This window comes from Xanthomonas hortorum pv. pelargonii (genome assembly GCF_024499015.1).
GTDB lineage: Bacteria > Pseudomonadota > Gammaproteobacteria > Xanthomonadales > Xanthomonadaceae > Xanthomonas > Xanthomonas hortorum_B.
On record NZ_CP098604.1, the window covers coordinates 3,973,821 to 3,988,301 of the forward strand.

The 14,481-nt window shown below is 64.7% G+C and carries 14 protein-coding genes and 2 pseudogenes; 15 read left to right on the plus strand and 1 reads right to left on the minus strand.

Annotated features, from left to right (window positions below; all coding sequences use genetic code 11):
• Positions 1 to 309: 309 nt before the first annotated feature.
• The 15 genes and pseudogenes from NDY25_RS17115 to queE all read left to right on the plus strand — a co-directional run bounded on the left by NDY25_RS17115 (position 310) and on the right by queE (position 13,369).
• The gene (locus tag NDY25_RS17115) at positions 310 to 837 is read left to right on the plus strand and encodes a GNAT family N-acetyltransferase (protein WP_168958130.1); all 528 of its coding nucleotides are present in this window, start codon (positions 310 to 312) and stop codon (positions 835 to 837) included.
• A gap of 63 nt (positions 838 to 900) precedes the next feature.
• On the plus strand, positions 901 to 1,578 hold the full coding sequence (locus tag NDY25_RS17120) for an esterase/lipase family protein (RefSeq protein WP_168958131.1): 678 nt from the start codon (positions 901 to 903) through the stop codon (positions 1,576 to 1,578).
• A gap of 87 nt (positions 1,579 to 1,665) precedes the next feature.
• On the plus strand, positions 1,666 to 2,394 hold the full coding sequence (locus NDY25_RS17125) for a YebC/PmpR family DNA-binding transcriptional regulator (protein ID WP_006451885.1): 729 nt from the start codon (positions 1,666 to 1,668) through the stop codon (positions 2,392 to 2,394).
• 129 nt (positions 2,395 to 2,523) lie between these two features.
• Entirely contained in the window at positions 2,524 to 3,048 is a 525-nt protein-coding gene (gene ruvC / locus NDY25_RS17130; protein WP_168958132.1) for a crossover junction endodeoxyribonuclease RuvC, read from the plus strand.
• A gap of 118 nt (positions 3,049 to 3,166) precedes the next feature.
• A pseudogene (ruvA, locus tag NDY25_RS17135) lies at positions 3,167 to 3,748 on the plus strand (Holliday junction branch migration protein RuvA); the annotation flags it as partial.
• Between the two features lie 59 nt (positions 3,749 to 3,807).
• On the plus strand, positions 3,808 to 5,715 hold the full coding sequence (locus NDY25_RS17140; RefSeq protein ID WP_047127030.1) for a potassium transporter Kup: 1,908 nt from the start codon (positions 3,808 to 3,810) through the stop codon (positions 5,713 to 5,715).
• A 178-nt stretch (positions 5,716 to 5,893) separates the two neighbouring features.
• Positions 5,894 to 6,931 (plus strand): Holliday junction branch migration DNA helicase RuvB, encoded by a 1,038-nt coding sequence (ruvB, locus tag NDY25_RS17145; protein ID WP_168958134.1) that lies wholly within the window; start codon positions 5,894 to 5,896, stop codon positions 6,929 to 6,931.
• Positions 6,921 to 7,352 carry a tol-pal system-associated acyl-CoA thioesterase gene (gene ybgC, locus NDY25_RS17150; protein ID WP_023904817.1) on the plus strand — a complete coding sequence of 144 codons (432 nt, stop codon included), beginning with the start codon at positions 6,921 to 6,923 and terminating at the stop codon, positions 7,350 to 7,352. The genes ruvB and ybgC overlap by 11 nt, the downstream gene beginning before the upstream one ends.
• An 11-nt stretch (positions 7,353 to 7,363) precedes the next feature.
• Entirely contained in the window at positions 7,364 to 8,143 is a 780-nt protein-coding gene (gene tolQ / locus NDY25_RS17155; RefSeq protein WP_006452376.1) for a protein TolQ, read from the plus strand.
• A gap of 139 nt (positions 8,144 to 8,282) precedes the next feature.
• Positions 8,283 to 8,732, plus strand: a complete 450-nt coding sequence (gene tolR, locus NDY25_RS17160; protein ID WP_006452377.1) for a protein TolR — start codon at positions 8,283 to 8,285, stop codon at positions 8,730 to 8,732.
• The gene (gene tolA / locus NDY25_RS17165) at positions 8,722 to 9,762 is read left to right on the plus strand and encodes a cell envelope integrity protein TolA (protein WP_006452378.1); all 1,041 of its coding nucleotides are present in this window, start codon (positions 8,722 to 8,724) and stop codon (positions 9,760 to 9,762) included. Before tolR ends, tolA begins: the two co-directional genes overlap by 11 nt.
• A 157-nt stretch (positions 9,763 to 9,919) precedes the next feature.
• A complete protein-coding gene (gene tolB, locus NDY25_RS17170) occupies positions 9,920 to 11,239 on the plus strand; it encodes a Tol-Pal system beta propeller repeat protein TolB (protein ID WP_168958135.1) in 1,320 nt (439 codons plus the stop codon).
• A gap of 56 nt (positions 11,240 to 11,295) precedes the next feature.
• A complete protein-coding gene (gene pal, locus NDY25_RS17175; protein WP_251754832.1) occupies positions 11,296 to 11,814 on the plus strand; it encodes a peptidoglycan-associated lipoprotein Pal in 519 nt (172 codons plus the stop codon).
• Positions 11,815 to 11,820: 6 nt separating this feature from the next.
• Positions 11,821 to 12,643, plus strand: a pseudogene (ybgF, locus tag NDY25_RS17180) (tol-pal system protein YbgF).
• A gap of 42 nt (positions 12,644 to 12,685) precedes the next feature.
• Complete coding sequence (gene queE, locus NDY25_RS17185; RefSeq protein ID WP_055823993.1) at positions 12,686 to 13,369, plus strand: 7-carboxy-7-deazaguanine synthase QueE; 684 nt, start codon at positions 12,686 to 12,688, stop codon at positions 13,367 to 13,369.
• A 47-nt stretch (positions 13,370 to 13,416) separates the two neighbouring features.
• On the opposite strand, the gene NDY25_RS17190 is transcribed toward queE, so the two are convergent.
• Positions 13,417 to 14,283, minus strand: a complete 867-nt coding sequence (locus tag NDY25_RS17190) for an aldo/keto reductase family oxidoreductase (protein ID WP_256627591.1) — start codon at positions 14,281 to 14,283, stop codon at positions 13,417 to 13,419.
• Positions 14,284 to 14,481 lie beyond the last annotated feature (198 nt).

Below are 14,481 nucleotides of genomic sequence, written 5' to 3' on the forward strand. Positions count from 1 at the left end.
AGGTCCGTCCCAAGCGCGCCTGAGCTCCGCAAGTAGATAGCCATCCCTCGCAGTGTTTATCTTTCCTGCGCGGTGCCATGCGGAGCCGGTCGTGCGCGCTTGGTTGAACCCGTCAGCGCCCATGCCGAATCCTGCACACGCGGAATCCACACATCGCAGATGCTTTCCCGATTCCCGATTCCCGATTCCCGATTCCCCAATCCCCAATCCCCAATCCCCAATCCCCAATCCCCAATCCCCAATCCCCGCTTGCGGTAGCGCATCTGCATGCGAGAAGCTGCCACGTCCACCTGGCACGAGAGGCCCCGCATGACCCGCATCCGCCGCGCCACACCGGACGATGCCGAAGCGTTATCGCTGCTGGCCGCACAGACCTTTACCGAAACCTTCGGGCATCTGTATCCGGAAGAAGACCTGCGCGGTTTTCTCGAAGAGACCTACGCGGTCGAGCGCGCGCGCATCGTGCTGGCGAATCCGGACTACGCGATCTGGCTGCTGGAGATGGACAACCTGCTGGTCGGCCACGCCGCCGCCGGCCCGTGCGGGCTGCCGCATGAAGACGTGCGCCCCGGCGATGGGGAGCTCAAGCGGCTGTATCTGCTGAAGGACTACCAGAACAGCGGCTGGGGCAGCCGGCTGTTCGAAACCACACTGGAATGGCTTGAGCGCAATGGCCCGCGCACGCTGTGGATCGGCGTGTGGTCGGAAAATTTCGGCGCGCAACGTTTCTACGCCCGCTACGGATTCGAAAAAGTCGGCGAGTACGACTTCCCGGTCGGCAAGATTGTCGATCGCGAGCACATCCTGCGCCGCAAGCCGATCGTCGCGGCCGACTGAGCGCATGCAGGCGCCGTCCGCAGCAGCCCGGCGATCGCGCGCCACATTCTGGAAATCGTGCTGATGCCCAGCAGCTCCTCGGCATGTCCAGCCGCATCCAGACACGCCCCGCGCACTGCACCGACCACCGCAACCGCCGATGTGCTGCTGGTGCACGGCATCTGGAATACCGCGCACTGGCTGCTGCCGCTCGCGCGTCGCCTGCGTGCAGAGGGCCTGGCGCCTGCGCTGTTCGGCTACGCCAGCGTGCTTGGCGGCCCCGCGCAGGCGGTACCGCAGCTGATCGAACGCCTGCAGACGACCGGCGCGCAACTGCTGGTCTGTCACAGCCTGGGCGGGCTGATGGCGTTGCAGGCTCTGCGCGCCGCGCCTGAGCTGCCGGTGCGCCGCGTGGTCTGCCTGGGCTCGCCGTTGTGCGGCAGCGCCGCCGCGCGCGGCCTGGCCCAACGTGGCGGGCGATGGGCGTTGGGGCGGAGTGCGGGCTTACTGCAGCAGGGTTTCATGCAGTGGGAGGGCGAGGCCGAGATCGGTCAGGTCGCCGGCAATGTCGCGCGCGGGGTCGGGCGCTGGCTGGCGCCGCTGGACGGCGGCTCGGACGGCACCGTGGCACTGGCCGAAACCCGCCTGCCCGGGCTGCGCGACCATTGCGTGGTGCCGGCCAGTCATAGCGGTCTGTTGCGCTCACCCGAGGCCGCGCAGCAGGCGCTGAGCTTCCTGCGGACCGGCCGATTTCGCCACTGAGTCCGCCACTGAACGCTGCCGCCCCGGTGCGGGCGAGCAATCAGGTAAAATCCGCGCCCTGTCATCCAAGCCAGTCTGGAACCACCCATGGGTAGAGGCCCCTCGATCGAAGGCCGCAAGAACGCCTCCGACGCCAAACGCGGCAAGATGTTCACCAAGATCATTCGCGAGATCAGCGTGGCTGCACGCGGCGGTGGCGGTGATCCGGCCAACAATCCGCGCCTGCGCGTGGCGGTGGACAAGGGCTTGTCGTCGAACATGTCCAAGGACGTGATCGAACGCGCCATCAAGAAAGCCACCGGCGAGCTGGAAGGCGTGGAATACGAAGAAGTGCGCTACGAGGGCTATGCCCCCGGCGGCGTGGCGGTCATCGTGGACTGCCTCACCGATAACCGCGTGCGCGCGGTGGCCGATGTGCGGCATGCCTTCAGCAAGTGCGGCGGCAACATGGGCACCGACGGCTCGGTGGCCTTCATGTTCAAGCGTCTGGGCGTGCTCAGCTTCGCCGCCGGTACCGACGAAGACACCCTCACCGACGCGGCGATCGAAGCCGGCGCCGACGACGTGGTGGTGTACCCGGAAGACGGCGCCATCGACGTGCTGACTGCCCCGGACGCCTTCGCCCAGGTCAAGCAGGCGCTCGCCGCCGCCGGCCTGGAGCCGGTGCATGCGGAAATCACCTTCCGCGCCGAAAACGACATCGCCGTCGACGGCGACACCGCCCTGCAGGTCCGCAAGCTGCTCGACATGCTCGAAGACCTGGACGACGTGCAGGACGTGTACTCGAACGTCGATCAAGCGGCGCTCGGCGCGTAAGCGCCGGGAATTGGGAATGGAGAATCGGGAATCGAAACAGCCGCATCCTGCATCGCTCGGCAGCGTCGAGCACGCCAGTAGGCCGCTCTACCCATTCCCGATTCCCAACTCCCGATTCCCGGCCCCTCGATGACCCGCATCCTGGGCATCGACCCCGGCTCCCAGCGCACTGGGGTTGGCGTCATCGACATCGACGAGAGCGGTCGCAGCCGGCATGTCTATCACGCGCCGCTGGTGCTGCTGGGCGAGGGCGACTTCGCGCAGCGGCTCAAGCGCCTGCTGCACGGGCTGGGCGAGGTGATCGAGACCTACCAGCCGCAGGAAGTGGCGATCGAGAAGGTCTTCATGGGCAAAAGTGCCGACTCGGCGCTCAAGCTCGGCCACGCGCGCGGCGCGGCAATCTGCGCGGTGGTGCTACGCGACCTGCCGGTACACGAGTACGCTGCCACCGAGATCAAGCTGGCGCTGGTCGGCAAGGGCGGGGCGGACAAGGTGCAGGTCCAGCACATGGTCGGCATCATGCTCAACCTGAAAGGCAAGCTGCAGCCCGACGCCGCCGACGCACTGGCGGTGGCCATCACTCACGCCCACGTGCGCGCCACCGCGCAGCGCCTGGGCGTCAATACCCAACAGGCCTGGAGCCGCAAGAAATGAGAATCGGGAATCGGGAATCGGGAATCGGGAATTGCAAACGCAGGGTCCAGAGCAGCACGCGCTCTTGCGATTCCCCATTCCCGACTCCCGATTCCCGGCACCGCCAAGGCGGTGCCCAATGATCGGCCGCCTGCGCGGGATCCTGGCCTACAAGCAGCCGCCATGGCTGGTGATCGATGTGGGTGGGGTGGGGTACGAGCTGGAGGCGCCGATGAGCACCTTCTATGACCTGCCCGATGTCGGCCGCGACGTGATTCTGTTCACCCACTACGCGCAGAAGGAAGACAGCGTGTCGCTGTACGGCTTCTTGCGCGAAGGCGAGCGGCGGCTGTTCCGCGACGTGCAGAAGGTCACCGGCATCGGCGCCAAGATCGCGCTGGCGGTGCTGTCCGGGGTCACCGTGGACGAGTTCGCCCGCCTGATCACCAGCGGCGACATCACCGCGCTGACCCGCATCCCCGGCATCGGCAAGAAGACCGCCGAGCGCATGGTGGTGGAGCTGCGCGACCGCGCCGCCGATTTCAGCAGTGGCGCGCCGATCACCGGCCAGCTCGGCCCGGATGCGGTGTCCGAAGCCACCGTGGCCTTGCAGCAACTGGGTTACAAGCCGGCCGAGGCCGCACGCATGGCACGCGAGGCCGGGTCAGAAGGCGACGAAGTCGCCACGGTCATTCGCAAGGCCCTCCAGGCCGCACTGCGCCAGGAAAACCGCGCTGTCTTCCTCTCCTTCACGCCACTTGGCGATACCCTGCCCACTTCATGTCACAGACCCCCACTTCCGCAGCTGGCCACGGCCATGCGCCTGCCAATAGCCATATGGCCTTGGTCATCGGCGCCATCGGCGTCGTCTTCGGCGACATCGGCACCAGCCCGCTGTACACCCTCAAAGAGGCGTTCTCGCCGCATTACGGGCTGACCAGCGATCACGACACCGTGCTGGGCGTGCTGTCGCTGGCGTTCTGGGCGCTGATGGTCACGGTGACGCTCAAGTACGTCACCATCATCATGCGCGCCGACAACGAGGGCGAGGGCGGCATCATGGCGCTGATGGCGCTGACCCAGCGCACCATGCGTAACGGGTCGCGCTCGGCGTATGTGGTCGGCATCCTGGGCATCTTCGGCGCCTCGCTGTTCTTCGGCGATGGCGTGATCACCCCGGCCATCTCGGTGATGGGCGCAGTGGAGGGCCTGGAAATCGCCGCGCCCAGCCTGCATCCCTTCATCGTGCCGATCACCGTGGTGGTGCTGCTGGTGGTGTTCATGGTGCAGCGCTTCGGTACCGAAAAAGTGGGCAAGGTGTTCGGCCCGATCACCTGCCTGTGGTTTCTGTCGCTGGGGGCGATCGGCATCTGGAACATCGTCGATGCGCCGGAAGTGATGAAGGCCTTCAACCCGTGGTGGGCGATCCGCTTCTTCATGCAGCACGGCTGGCACGGTGTCTTCATTCTCGGTGCGGTGGTGCTGGCAGTGACCGGCGGCGAAGCCTTGTACGCGGACATGGGCCATTTCGGCGCCAAGCCGATCCGTCACGGCTGGTATTTCTTCGTACTGCCGATGCTGCTGCTCAATTACCTGGGGCAGGGCGCGCTGGTGCTCAATCACCCGTCAGCCTTGAAGAACCCGTTCTTCGAAGCGGTGCCGAGCTGGGCGCTGTATCCGATGATCATCCTGGCCACGCTGGCGGCGGTGATCGCCTCGCAGGCGGTGATCACCGGTGCGTATTCGGTGGCGCGCCAGGCGATGCAGTTGGGCTACATCCCGCGCATGCTGATCAAGCACACCTCGCGCACCACCATCGGCCAGATCTACGTGCCCGGTATCAACTGGCTGTTGATGGTGATGGTGATCGCGCTGGTGCTGATCTTCCGCAGCTCCACCAATCTGGCCGTGGCCTACGGCATCTCGGTGTCGATGACGATGCTGATCGACACCTTGCTGCTGGCGCTGGTGGCGCGTTCGTTGTGGCCGCGCTGGCGCAACTGGGTGCTGCCGCTGTGCGTGGTGTTCTTCATCATCGAACTGGCCTTTGTCATCGCCAACGGCGCCAAGCTGCTGCAAGGCGCCTGGTTCCCGCTGGCGCTGGGCATCGTGGTGTTCACCCTGATGCGCACCTGGCGCCGCGGCCGCGCGCTGCTGCGCGAGGAAATCCGCAAGGACGGCATCCGCATCGACAGCTTCCTGCCCGGCCTGATGCTGGCGCCGCCTGCGCGCGTACCGGGCATGGCGGTGTTCCTCACCGCCGACCCGATGGTCGTGCCGCATGCGCTGATGCACAACCTCAAGCACAACAAGGTGCTGCACGAGCGCAACATCTTCCTCAACGTCGACACCTTGCCGATTCCGTATGCCCCGGCCGACAAGCGCCTGCAGATCGAATCGATCGGCGACGAGTTCTATCGCGTCTACGTGCGCTTCGGCTTCATGGAAACCCCCGACGTGCCGCTGGCATTGATGCGTTCCTGCGACCAGGGCGGCATCCATTTCGACCCGATGGACACCACCTTCTTCGCCAGCCGCGAGACCATCGTGGCCAGCGCCAACCGCGGCATGCCGATCTGGCGCGACAAGTTGTTCGCGCTGATGCATCGCAACGCCGCCCCGGCGACCGGATTCTTCCGCATCCCCGGCAACCGCCTGGTAGAGCTGGGCGCGCAGGTCGAGATCTGAGGCTGCGACAGCGTCGCGGCCTTGGTAATCGGGAGACGGGAATGGGGAATAGGAAAAGCAACGGCCTGCGCCAGCCCGAGACACTCGGCGGCGGCTGAAAAGGGCACCAGCCGTGCCGGTAACCGCTACTATTGTCCGCTCGATTCCCCATTCTCGATTCCCCATTCCCGGCTTTTCAATGGACCGCATCATCGCCAGCAGTGCCACCCGGGAAGACGATGCCGCCGATGCGAGCATCCGCCCCAAGCGACTTGCCGATTATCTCGGCCAGCAGCCGGTGCGCGAGCAGATGGATATCTACATCCAGGCGGCCAAGGCGCGTGGCGAAGCGATGGATCACGTGCTGATCTTCGGCCCGCCGGGCTTGGGCAAGACCACGCTCAGTCACGTCATCGCCAACGAGCTCGGGGTGAGCCTGCGTTCGACTTCCGGCCCGGTGATCGAAAAAGCTGGCGATCTGGCCGCGCTGCTGACCAACCTGCAGCCGCACGATGTGTTGTTCATCGACGAGATCCACCGGCTCTCGCCGGTGGTGGAAGAAGTGCTGTATCCGGCGATGGAAGATTTCCAGATCGACATCATGATCGGCGACGGCCCGGCCGCGCGCTCGATCAAGATCGACCTGCCGCCGTTCACCCTGATCGGCGCCACCACCCGTGCCGGCCTGCTGACCGCGCCGTTGCGCGACCGCTTCGGCATCGTGCAGCGGCTGGAGTTCTATTCGCCGGAAGAGCTGACCCGCATCGTGATCCGCTCGGCCGCAATCCTGGGTATCGACTGCACGCCCGATGGCGCCGCCGAGATCGCACGCCGCGCACGCGGCACCCCGCGCATCGCCAACCGGCTGCTGCGGCGGGTGCGCGACTTCGCCCAGGTCAAGGCCGCCGGCCATATCGATCTGCCGGTGGCGCAGGCGGCGATGCAGATGCTCAAGGTCGACCCGGAAGGTTTTGACGAGCTCGACCGGCGCATGCTGCGGGTGATCGTCGATCACTTCGACGGCGGCCCGGTCGGCGTCGAATCGCTGGCCGCCTCGCTGTCGGAAGAACGCGGCACCCTGGAAGACGTGATCGAGCCCTATCTGATCCAGCAGGGCTTTCTGATCCGCACCGCGCGTGGGCGCATGGCCACCAACAAGGCCTATCGCCACCTCGGGCTCAAGCCCAAGGCCGCGCCGGCACCGGACCTGTTCGTGGAGGACGAGGATGTCGGTTGATCCCCGATTCAGTTGGCCGACACGCGTGTATTGGGAAGATACCGACGCCGGTGGGGTGGTCTACCACGCGCGCTACGTCGCTTTTATGGAACGGGCGCGCACGGAATGGATGCGCGCACTCGGTTATGAGCAGGAACGCCTGCGCCAGCAGCACGATCTGGTGTTCGCGGTCCGCTCGATGCAACTGGATTTCCTCAAGCCGGCCCGGCTCGACGACGCGCTGTCGGTGTCGGCGGTCCTGCTCAGATGTAAACGTGCCAGCCTGCTGTTCGCGCAGTCGGTGCGTCGCGAGGGCGAAGTGCTGCTGACTGCCGAGGTGCGCATTGCCGCACTCAGTGCCAGCGACTTCCGCCCGCGCGGCATGGACGATGCGCTATACGACGTGTTGAAAGCTTTAGAAACCACAGAATCAGAAGACTGAGGAACAAACGGATGTCGATTGCATTGCTCCTGGCCCTGCAGGACACGGTAGTGGAAGCACTACCGCAGGACGTTGCCGCCGCTGCGGCACAGACCGCCAGCGTGGCGCACAACAGCGGCATCAACTATGTCGAGTTGATCCTGCGGGCGAGCATCCCGGTCAAGATCATCGTGCTGTTGCTGCTGATCGGTTCGTTCATCAGCTGGGTGATCATTTTCCGCAAGGCGCGCGCATTCAAGCAGGCCAACCGCGAGGCGGACGAGTTCGAAAACCGCTTCTGGTCCGGCGCCGATCTGGCCAAGCTGTACGCCTCGGCCACCGATCGCAACCGCACCGTCGGCGGCCTGGAGTCGATGTTCGAAAGCGGCTTCCGCGAATTTTCGCGCCTGCGCGATCGCCGCCGTCTGGATGGGCGGGTGCAGCTGGAAGGCGCCCAGCGCGCCATGCGCACCGCCTTCACCCGCGAAGTCGACCAGCTCGAGCGCAATCTCGAATTGCTGGCCAATATCGGCTCCACCGCGCCGTATGTCGGCCTGGTCGGTACCGTGTTCGGCATCATGGTGACCATGCACGACATGGTCAGCAGCGGCGAACAGGCCGGCATCGCTGCGGTCGCACCGGGTATCTCCGAAGCCTTGTTCGCCACCGCCATTGGCCTGTTCGTGGCGATTCCGGCGGTGTGGGCCTACAACCGCTTCACCACCCGCGTGGAACGGCTGTCGGTGCGTTACGAAACCTTCGCCGACGAGTTCAGCTCGATCCTGCAGCGCCAGGCCGGCGCCGACGAGTGATGCCGCTCCCTCGCAACAGCCGGCTTGCATGCGAGTGCCTCGCAGACGCCCGCACCTTCGTGTGCGGGGACAGGATGGACGAGTCCCTCGGAGCAGTCCGCACACGCATGTGCGGGGGATTAATTAGGAACGTGTCGCGATGATTTCCAGTATTTCCCGCCGTAAGAAACGCAAGCTCAAATCCGACATCAACGTCGTGCCGTACATCGACGTGATGCTGGTGCTGTTGATCATCTTCATGGTGACCGCGCCGCTGTTGACCCTGAGCACCGACGTCAATCTGCCGAGCTCGCGCGCCAAGGCTTTGGAGAGCAAGCAGGATCCGATCGTGGTGGTGGTGGCCGCCGACGGCCAGCTCGCACTGCAGTTGCCCAAGGGCAAGCCGCAGGCAATGGACGTGGCCGCGCTGCAGGCGCAGCTGGCCGCCATCGTGGCGCAGGACAAGGAGGCACGCGTGGTGGTGGCCGGCGATCGCGCCGCCCCCTATCAAAAGATCATGGATGCCATCGACGTGCTCAAGCAGGCCAAGGTCGAAAAGGTCGGCCTGATTTCCGACTCCGGCGGTGCTGCAGGCAGCGATGCACGCTGACGCACTCCCCACGCAGACCGCGCGCGAGGATGGCTGGTTGCGACCAGTCGTGCTGGCCTTGGTCGTGCACGTCCTGGTCGCGCTGGTGTTCATTGCCGGCTGGCTGTGGTCACCCGAGCGTTCGGTCGAGCCGGCCGCTGGCGATCCCAGCATGGAAGCCTCGCTGGACGTGTCCGCAGCCGAAGCGCGCGTTGCGCGGCAGGCGTTGAAGGCGACCCCGGTGGAGACGCCACCGCCACCGCCCGCACCGGTGCCCGAGCCCGCGCCGGAAGAAAGCGTGCCGCCACCGCAGCCGATCCCCGAGCCGCGCCCGCAGGATGCGCCCACCCCGCAACAGGCGCAGGCCCAGGAGCGCGTGGCCCAGCCGGACAAGGTCGATCAGGAGCGTGTCGATGCGCTTGCGCTATCGGCAGAAAAGGCCAAGCAGGAGCAGGAAGCCAAGCGCCGTCAGGAGCAGATCGACCTCACCGAGCGCAAACGCCAGGAAGAGGCCGAGCAGAAGCTGCGCCTGGCCAAGCAGCAGGAAGAGGCCGACGCCAAGAAGAAGCAGGCTGCCGCACAGCAGGCCGAAGACGCCGAACGCCAAAAGAAGATCGCCGATATCCGCCGGCAGCGCGAACAGGCTACCAAGGAAGCCGCACTGGCCGAGCAGAAGCTGCGCCAGGTGGCCGCCGCACGTGCGCAACAGGCGTCTTCGGCCGCCGCTGCCACTGCCCAACCGACTGCAGGGCAGGGCGGCACCAACACCGACCTGTCGGCCAAGTACGCCGCTGCCATCCAGCAGAAGGTGTTGGGGCAGTGGGTGCGCCCGCCGTCGGTGCCGCCGGGTCAGAAATGCACCATCAACATCCGCCAGTTGCCGGGCGGGCAGGTGATGGAAGCCAAGGTCGCGCCGGGCTGCCCGTACGACGAGGCGGGTCAGCGCTCGATCGAGGCCGCGGTGTTGAGCGCGCAGCCGCTGCCGTATCGCGGCTACGAATCGGTGTTCCAGCGCAATCTGACCTTTGTGTTCACTGCGCAGGATCAGTAACGGCCGGTCTGGACGACCGGTCGGTTGGCAATACAGAGGTGTCGTGCTGTCTGCGGCTACTCGCTCCACTTTCACGCTGTCTCGTTCACGATTGCGAGTATGTTCACTCGTTGATTGGTATCTCTTGCACACTTTTCCTGCCCGATCCGAGCCGTCCATGAAAAAACCGCTGCGTTGGTTAGCTGCCCTGACCGCCTTGTTGCTTCCGCTGAGTGCCCTCGCGCAGCAGCAGGGGCTCACTATCGATATCGTCGGCGGTAGCGCTTCGGCTACGCCGATCGCTGTCATCCCGATGGCTTACCAAGGCGCCGGCACCGCGCCGCAGACCGATGTGGCGGCCGTGGTTGGCGCCGATCTGGACCGCTCCGGCCAGTTCCGGACCTTGCCGGCCGCGCAGATCGTCGAAAAGCCGACCCGTGGCACCGAGGTGCAGTTCCAGACCTGGCGCACGCTCAAGCAGAACTACATCGTGGTTGGCCGCGTGATGGATGCCGGCGAAGGCGCTTACCGCGTCGAGTACGAACTGTTCGACGTGGCCAAGGGTGAGCGCCTGCTTGGCCTGGCAATGACCGCACGCGCCAATGCGATGCGCGATGTCTCGCATCAGATGGCCGATGCGATCTACGAAAAGATCACCGGCGTGCGTGGTGCGTTCTGGACCCGCATTGCCTATGTCACTGCCAGCGGTAGCGGCGGTTCGATGCGTTTTGCGCTGATGGTGGCCGATTCGGATGGCTACAACCCGCAGACCATCGTGCGTTCGGCCGAGCCGTTGCTGTCGCCGAACTGGAGCCCGGACGGCAAGAAGCTGGCCTATGTGAGCTTCGAGCGCGGCAATTCCTCGATCTATCTGCAGGACATCTCCACTGGCGCGCGTGAACTGGTCTCCAGCTTCCGCGGCATCAATGGTGCGCCCTCGTTCTCGCCCGATGGCCGTCGCCTTGCGCTGGCGCTGTCGCGCAGCGGCAACCCGGAGATCTACGTGATGGATCTGGGCAGCAAGCAGCTGACCCAGCTGACCAACCACTTCGGCATCGACACCGAGCCGACCTGGGCGCCGGATGGCGGCAGCATCTACTTCACCTCCGATCGCGGCGGTCGCCCGCAGATCTATCAGGTGGCTGCAAGCGGCGGCAGCGCCAACCGTGTGACCTTCCAGGGCAATTACAACGCCACCGCCAGCGTCTCGTTCGACGGCAAGAAGGTCGCCGTGGCGCAGGGCAGCGGCAATACCTACCGTATCGCCATGATGGATCGCAGCCTGGGTTCGCCCAGCTGGAGCACGATTTCGCCGGGTTCTCTGGACGAATCGCCGAGCTTCGCGCCCAACGCCAGCATGATTTTGTACGCCGCTCGCGAGGGTGGCCGAGGCGTGCTGTATGCCGTCTCTTCCGACGCTCGGGTGCGCCAGCGTCTGGTCCTGGCCGATGGTGATGTAAGAGAACCCGCATGGGGGCCTTACCGAACCGCGCATTAATGTTAATATTTCGCTGCGTTAAACCCCATTGGCCCAGGAGCCACCATAGGTATCCCATGAACAAGTCCACCCGCGTCTTGCTTGTCTCCCTGCTGTCTGTTGCCGTGCTGGCTGGTTGTTCGAAAAAGGTGAAGGAAACTCCGCCTGCTCCGACCGACACCACCACCGGTTCCTCCGTTCCCACCGGCCCGGCAACCTCAGGCCTGTACGGCCCGGGCGACCTGGATACCGATGCCTGCCTGCGCCAGCGCGTTGTCTACTTCGATCTGGATCGGGACTCCCTGAAGCCGGAATTCCAGGCCATCATGGCTTGCCACGCCAAGTACCTGCGTGACCGTCCTTCCTCGCGCATCACCCTGCAGGGTAATGCCGACGAGCGCGGCTCGCGTGAGTACAACATGGGCCTGGGCGAGCGTCGCGGCAATGCCGTGTCGTCGTCGCTGCAGGCTGCTGGCGGTTCCGCCAGCCAGCTGACCGTCGTCAGCTACGGTGAAGAGCGTCCGGTCTGCACCGAAACCAGCGAAAGCTGCTGGTCGCAGAACCGCCGCGTCGAAATCGTGTACACGGCTCAGTAAGAAGCGATGCGCTTTCGAGTGACATCTCTGTTCGTCGCGGCGGCCCTTGTGGTCGCCGCGCCGGCTTACGCGCAGCGAGCCAGTCTCGCTGATCGTGTTGCCGTTCTCGAGCAGCAGCAGGCCAACAGTCAGGCCAACAACGATCTTCTCAATCAGCTACAGCAGGCGCGTTCTGACCTGCAGGGATTGCGAGCGACGGTGGAACAGCTGCAGCACGACAACGAACAACTCAAACAACAGTCCAAGGACCAGTATCTGGATCTGGACGGGCGTCTGAATCGGTTGGAAGGTGCAGGTGGCGCAACACCGCCATTGCCATCGCCCACTGGCAGCGTCACCCCAGCCCCGGCCGGCTCCGGCCGCGCGGCCTGCAGCGGCGGCAACTTCCGAGAAGCCGCCCAGTGTGCATGGCGATTCCGGCACGCTGACCGCCAGTGACGAAGAACGCACGGCTTACAACGTGGCGTTCGATGCGTTGAAGAACGGCAAGTACGACGATGCGTCGCAACTGTTCTTGAGCTTTCTGGAGCTCTATCCGAACGGCGTCTACACCCCCAATGCGTTGTATTGGCTGGGCGAAAGTTATTACGCCACCCGAAATTTTCAGCTGGCCGAGGCGCAGTTTCGCGATCTCGTCGGCCGCTATCCCACGCATGACAAGGCCGCTGGCGGCTTGTTGAAGCTTGGCCTGTCGCAATATGGCGAAGGCAAGAACGACGAAGCCCAGCAGACCTTGCAGCAAGTTGTCTCGCAGTATCCCGGCTCCGATGCGGCGCGCGTCGCCCAGGAACGCCTGCAGTCCATCCGTCTCGGCCAGCAACTGCGCTGAGCCCGCGCGTCGGCGCCTTTGGGCGCGGCGCATACTTTGCCTATGAACGCCGCCGCCGTCCCCAGCGAGATCGTCCAATCGCCATTGCCGCGATTGAAGATCACCGAAATCTTTTTGTCGTTGCAAGGCGAGGCCGAGGCTGCCGGTTGGCCGACCGTATTCGTGCGCCTGACCGGCTGCCCGCTGCGCTGCCATTACTGCGACACCGCATACGCCTTCCATGGCGGTGAGTGGCACGATATCGATGCGATCGTCGCCGAGGTTTCCAGTCACGGCGTGCGCCATGTCTGTGTCACCGGTGGCGAGCCGCTGGCGCAGAAGCGCTGCCTGGTGCTGCTGCAGAAACTGTGCGACGCCGGCTTTGATGTCTCGCTGGAGACCTCTGGTGCACTGGATGTATCTGCAGTCGATCCTCGCGTCTCGCGCGTGGTCGACATCAAGACACCGGCATCCGGTGAAGAACAGCGCAATCGCTGGGACAACCTGCCGCTGCTGACCGCGCGCGACCAGATCAAGTTCGTGATCTGCAGCCGCGCCGATTACGAATGGTCGCGCGAGATTGTCGCCGCGCATGCGTTGGACCGTCGCTGCACGGTGTGGTTTTCGCCCAGCAAAAGCGAAGTGACGCCTCGGCAGCTGGCAGACTGGATCGTTGCCGATCGTCTGCCAGTGCGGTTCCAGATGCAGTTGCACAAGTTGCTGTGGAACGACGAGCCAGGGCGCTGACGCCCGATTGCCAGGCGCTGCTTGCCAAGACGCAATCGCCCGCGTTTCTACGCTGCGATCTTGTTCAACTCCTCGACGGCATCGGCCGGAAGTTTCAGCTCGGCTGCAACTAGATTCGCGCGCAGATGCGCCACCGACGACGTCCCCGGGATCAGCAGGATGTTGGGTGAGCGCTGCAGCAGCCATGCCAGTGCCACCTGCATCGGGGTTGCGGCCAGGCGCTCGGCAATAGCGGCAAGCGTGGACGATTGCAACGGCGAGAAACCACCAAGTGGGAAGAACGGCACGTAGGCGATGCCGTCGCGTGCGAGCGCGTCGATAATTTCATCGTCGTGTCGATGCGCGATGTTGTACATGTTCTGCACACAGACGATGTCGGTGATGGCGCGTGCCTCGGCCACCTGCGTTGCAGTGACGTTGCTGATGCCGATGTGCCGCACTAGGCCATCGCGCTGCAGTTTGACCAAGGTTTCCAACTGCTCGGCAATGGAGCCTTCTGCCGGACCATCGGCCTTGAACATGATGCGCAGGTTGACCACATCGAGCGCTTCCAGGTCCAGGTTGCTCAAGTTGTCGTGCACGGCCTTGATCAACTCCGGCGCCGAATAAGCCGGCAGCCACGCTCCATCCTTGCCACGCGCTCCACCGATCTTGGTGACGATGGTTAGGTCCTGCGGATAGGGATGCAGCGCCTCGCGGATCAGCTGATTGGTGATGTGCGGCCCGTAGAAATCGCTGGTATCGATATGGTTGACGCCCAGCGCAATGGCTTCGCGCAGCACCGCCAACGCCGCATCGCGATCCTTGGGCGGGCCGAACACACCAGGCCCGGCAAGCTGCATTGCTCCGTAGCTAACGCGGGTGACCTGACGGTCACCAAGGAGAAACGTTCCGGCTTTGTCGATGTTGGTCATGGCGTTGCGCTCGCGTGTCGTTGAGCCCACAACGATAGGAAACGTGGCGCGGCTTGTGAATTCGCGTTTGATGTGGCCCGAGCTGATCGCTGCCGAGGCCTGCACTGCATGGGCACAGGGGCGTCGGCTGAGATATTCGTATGGCCAAACGTGTCGGTGTTTCAGGTTTTGACGGCCTGAAGGACCTTGTCTGCGGCT